This window comes from Streptomyces sp. NPDC059564, from assembly GCF_042735575.1.
GTDB lineage: Bacteria > Actinomycetota > Actinomycetes > Streptomycetales > Streptomycetaceae > Streptomyces.
Genome location: NZ_JBHWBP010000338.1, coordinates 3,707 through 8,414, shown reverse-complemented (window position 1 = coordinate 8,414; position 4,708 = coordinate 3,707). Strand labels below are relative to the sequence as shown.

Sequence of the window (4,708 nt, the reverse complement as noted above, 5' to 3'; positions counted from 1 at the left end):
GGGTTACCCTCACCCTTGTGATCGCCCGCAACTCCTGCCCCAAAGTGAGCGCGAAGGTCGCCTGCGGCCACCGCTCGATCCCGCCGAAGGACTTCCGTGCCGTCGCCGTTGCCGCCGACACGGGTGGCGGGACCGCAGCCGCCCACGATCTGAAGGTGCGTTGAGACGATGGCAGACGGGCTCACGATCGGTCAGGCAGCGGCGTTCGTCGGCGTCACGATCAAGACCGTGCGGCACTATCACCGGCTCGGCCTGGTCGCCGAGCCGGAACGTGATGGTTCCGGCTACCGGCGCTACGGGTCGGCCGACCTCCTCCGGCTGGTCCAGGTCCGGACCTTGGCCGGAGCCGGCGTGCCGCTGGCCGAGATCGGTGAACTGCTCGACGCGGATCCCGAGCGGTTCGCCGCCGCCCTCGACGACGTCCATCGCCGGCTCACCGAACAGGTCGAGGACCTGATCGCGCGACGCGACACGCTGCACCGGCTCGCCCACGGCGACCGCGCCCTGCTGCCCGACCGGGCCTGCACGGTCCTGGACCGACTCGCTGGTCTCGGCTTCGACCCCGGCTACGTCGCCGCTCAACGGGAGGCACTGGTGCTGGCCCGGGCGCTGGTCCCGGAGGTCTTCGACACCTTCCTGACCAGGCTTGAACACGGGCTCGACGATCCCGAGTTCGTCGAGCTGACCAAGCGCGGCTTGGATGCGGCGTCCTGGGATCCCGACGACCCGCGGATCGAGGAGCTGGCGTCCGCGCTGGCCGACAAGTTGCTCGCCAACCGCGCGCTGCTGGCGATGCCGGCCGGGTTTCAGAACCAGTCCGACGCCTCCGCCCGGTACGGACTGGTCAACCACCACCGGGAGGACCAGGAGCCGTCCATCGCCCGGTTGAACACGCTGGTCGAGGCGAACCTGCGCGCAGTCGGCATCGGCATCGGCATCCCGCATCAGTGACGGGCCGCCCAGCAGAACCGATGCTGCGTCGGGACGCCCACCATGCCCCACCGTGTCCGGCCCCGGGCCGGTCATCGGGCCGCCCCTGCTCCGTGGCGCCCCACCGCAAGTCGGCGCGCCGTCGATGGGGAGCCAGGGTGAGCCCGACCCCGTGGTCGGGCAGAGCCGCCTGGTAGGACGGGAAGACAGCGGAGCGTGATCTGTGGCCGGGAATGGAAGGCGAGACGGTCTCCTGGGCACCTACTATCGGCTCCGTGATGTCGCGAAGGTCGGATGCCGCGTAAGTCCCCGCGCCTGGTGCGCGCCAGCCTCCCCGATCGCCAAGGGCATGACTCGGTCAGCACGCTGCTGACTACCGCCTGCCCTGGGCCACCCACTTGCAGCGCCGTACACACGTACCTCTTCGTCGATGGCCTCGACTTGATCGCGCGCAGTTGCGACGGCGTAAGCGGTGATCATCCGAATCGGCTGATGGGGCTTCCCGACGCGGTGAGGGTGAACTTCCCAGGTGCCGACGACCGGGTGGGCACTTGCCCGGAGGGGGAGGGGGCAGGTGCCCACGGGTGGCGGCGGACGGCCGCCCATCGGGCCGGCCGCCCTTCCGGCGTATGCCGGGCTCCTGCCCCCCGCCCCGGCGGAGTGACCGCGGCTCCCGGTCAGCGGGTCGGGTAGTCCGTGTAGCCGCGGTCGTCGCCCCCGAAGAAGGTGGACGGGTCCGGAGTGTTGTACGGGCCCTCGGTACGAAGGCGCTCGGGCAGGTCGGGGTTGGCAAGGAAGAGGGCGCCGAAGGCGACGAGGTCGGCGGTGCCGTCCTCGATCAGGGTCAGGGCGCGGTGGTCGGTGGGGCCCTCGGTCGCGGGGTTCAGCACGAGCGGCCCGGAGAACTGCTTGCGCAGTGCGAGGGTGGTCTCCCGGGCCTCGGGGCCGCTCTCCATGACGTGGAGGTAGGCCAGGCCGAGCCCGTCGATCTCCTTGACGAGCGCCTCGTAGGCGGGCTGGGGGTCGGGCTCGGAGATGTCGTTGTACGTGTTCCCGGGCGAGACGCGCAGGGCGGTCCGCTCGGCGCCGATCGCCGCGGCCACCGCCTTGACCACCTCCACCGCGAAGCGGATCCGGTTCTCCACCGGGCCGCCCCACTCGTCGGTGCGCAGGTTCGAGCCCGGGGCAAGGAACTGGTGGATCAGGTAGCCGTTGGCCCCGTGCAGCTCCACCCCGTCGAACCCGGCCTCCACCGCGTTGCGGGCGGCCTGCGCGTAGTCCGCGATGGTCTGCCGGACCTCGGGTCCGGTCAGCTCGTGCGGCGTCACGAAGTCCTTCATGCCGTCACCGGTGAACAGCTGTCCGTGTGCGGCCACCGCCGACGGGGCCACGGGGACGAGACCGTCGGGCAGCAGCGAAGGGTGGCCGATCCGGCCGGAGTGCATCAGCTGGGCGAAGATCCGGCCACCGCCCGCGTGCACGGAGTCGGTGACCACGCGCCAGGCCGCGACCTGCTCGGCACTGTGCAGGCCGGGGGTGAAGGGGTAGCCCTGTCCGGTGGCGGAGGGCTGGATGCCCTCGGTGATGATCAGTCCCGCTGAGGCGCGCTGGGTGTAGTACGTGGCCATGAGGGCGTTCGCGACGCCGCCCTCGCCCGCCCGGCTGCGGGTCATCGGCGCCAGGGTGATCCGGTTGGAGAGGGTCGTGCCGGGGATGCGGACCGGTTCGAAAGCGCTGGTCATGTTCGCCTCACAGAGTTAATTGGTCGGCCAATGATTAGGTGCAGCTCCACCGTACCCCATTACTTGGCCGACCAATCTAATGGCGGTCGACGGGTAGGCTTGACCTGACAGCGGCCGGGCGGCCCTCAGCAGCCGCGCTCGTCGCCCCGATCCGCCGGACCCATGCCCAGGAGGCGCGCCCCGATGACTGCGGAACCCGTCCAGGAGCCGCGCACCACCCCGGGCTGCGCGGCGCCCCGCTCCGCGCTGGACGGGCCGGTGAGCCATGCGATCAGCCGGGTCTCCCGTCTCCACCGGATAGCTGCGGGCCGGGTCCTGCGCGATCTGGGGCTCCACCCGGGGCAGGAATTCCTGATGATGCACCTCTGGGACAGCGGGGCGGTCCGCCAGTCCGAGCTGATCAAGGCGGTCGGCCTCGACCCCTCCACGGTGACGAAGATGCTGCAGCGCTTGGAGCACGCCGGCCACGTACGGCGCTGCCCCGACCCGTCCGACCGGCGGGCTTCCCTGGTGGAGGCGACGGAGACCAGCTGCGGGCTCCTGGTCGAGGTCCGCAAGGCATGGGGCGAGCTGGAACGCCAGACCCTGGAAGGCCTGGACGCCACCGAATGCGCCGAACTGGCCCGCCTGCTGGGCAAGGTCGAGGCCACGTTGTGGACGGAGCTCACCCGGGGCGGCGGGGCGGAGTGCGGCGCCGATCCCAAGGGGCCGGACGTCTGCTCCTGAGCCGGGCGCGCGGCACCGGAGGCCCCGTGACCACCTTCGGGCAGCACCTGGTGGAGCGGACCGTGGAGGCGTCGGCGGGATGCGCCGATGCGCTGGACACAGGGGACGTACGCCGTCATGCTGCGGCTCGACAGCGTCGGCCAGGCCCCCGGTTCCCCTGTCCGGCGATCGGCTCCACCACCGAGGAGCAGGCCGCGCACGTCCCTGGCTCGCCGCCGGCAGCCGTCCCTTCGCCGCACTGGCCGCCGGCGCCCTCGCCTCCGTACCGGATGTGCGGGCCCTGCTGCTGACCGGCACGCTGCTGCTCCTCGTGCCGGCAGACGTCCTCTGGGCCTCGCCCGTGCGCGGCCTGGCCGCCATGCCGGTCACCGGCCCGGTCACCGGCCCGGTCGCCGTCTCGTGAGCTGCCGGTGCCTGACCTGGAGGTCCGGAGCCTTCCGGGAGCCCGGCGACCGCAGACGGCTTGCGGGTCGTCGGCTCAGGCCCGCCGGAACGCCGTCGACGTGACACCGTTGACCGTGGTGTCACCTTGTTGGAAGCCGATGCCCACTCCTTCCGTGAACGGATGCGGATAGTTGAGTTCCGGCACGGTCAGAGCGCTCAACTCGGCGAGTTGGGACGGGTCCAGGGTCACGCCTGCCGATGCCAGGTTGTTCTCCAGCTGGTCGAGGGTCCGGGCTCCGACCAGCACCGAGGTGACCGGCTGCTGTTGGCGTACCCATGCCAGGGCCACCGCGGCGACCGTCGTACCCAGGTCGTGCGCGATCCGCTCCAGCACATCCAGTACCGCGAACGTGTCCTCGGTCAGCATCGGAGCGGTGTAGCCGGTCCGTCCGGAGTCCGGGTCGGTGGTGCGGGTGCGGGAGTACTTTCCCGACAGCACTCCGGAGGCGAGCGGGCTCCAGGGGGTGATGCCCAGCCCGAACGCGCGGGCGGCGCCGAACTGCTCGCCCTCCGCCGTACGCGCCAGCAACGAGTACTCGACCTGGAGCGCGGCCACGCATTCCCAGCCCCGCAGCCGGGCGGTCGTCGCGGCCTGGGCCACCCACCAGGCGGGCGTGTTCGACAGCCCGATGGCACGGACCTTGCCCGCACGGACCAGGTCGTTCAGGGTCGACAGCGTCTCCTCCAAGGGAGTGTGCCGGTCCCACATGTGCTTCCAGTACACGTCCACGTAGTCGGTGCCCAGACGCCGCAGCGACGCGTCCAGCTGCGCGAGGACCGCCTTGCGCCCGGCACCGCCCGCGTTCGGGTCCGCAGGGTTCATGGTGCCGCCGAACTTGGTGGCCAGCACCACCCGGTCGCGGACC

5 protein-coding genes are annotated in these 4,708 nt (G+C 71.5%); 3 read left to right on the top strand and 2 right to left on the bottom strand.

All coding sequences use genetic code 11. The annotated features are described in order from the left end of the window. Positions 1-168: 168 nt before the first annotated feature. Complete coding sequence (locus tag ACFV0Q_RS34210) at positions 169-951, top strand: MerR family transcriptional regulator (protein WP_385010811.1); 783 nt, start codon at positions 169-171, stop codon at positions 949-951. Between the two features lie 656 nt (positions 952-1,607). Here ACFV0Q_RS34210 and ACFV0Q_RS34205 read toward each other — a convergent pair. Further along, a complete protein-coding gene (locus ACFV0Q_RS34205) occupies positions 1,608-2,672 on the bottom strand; it encodes an alkene reductase (RefSeq protein WP_385010809.1) in 1,065 nt (354 codons plus the stop codon). 183 nt (positions 2,673-2,855) lie between these two features. Here ACFV0Q_RS34205 and ACFV0Q_RS34200 point away from each other — a divergent pair, with 183 nt between their 5' ends. Both ACFV0Q_RS34200 and ACFV0Q_RS34195 read left to right on the top strand, forming a co-directional pair. After that, positions 2,856-3,398, top strand: a complete 543-nt coding sequence (locus ACFV0Q_RS34200) for a MarR family winged helix-turn-helix transcriptional regulator (protein ID WP_385010807.1) — start codon at positions 2,856-2,858, stop codon at positions 3,396-3,398. Between the two features lie 271 nt (positions 3,399-3,669). Beyond that, positions 3,670-3,801, top strand: a complete 132-nt coding sequence (locus ACFV0Q_RS34195; RefSeq protein ID WP_385010805.1) for a hypothetical protein — start codon at positions 3,670-3,672, stop codon at positions 3,799-3,801. A gap of 75 nt (positions 3,802-3,876) precedes the next feature. On the opposite strand, the gene ACFV0Q_RS34190 is transcribed toward ACFV0Q_RS34195, so the two are convergent. Beyond that, the coding region (locus tag ACFV0Q_RS34190) for an aldo/keto reductase (protein WP_385010804.1) at positions 3,877-4,708 on the bottom strand (832 nt) is incomplete at its 5' end.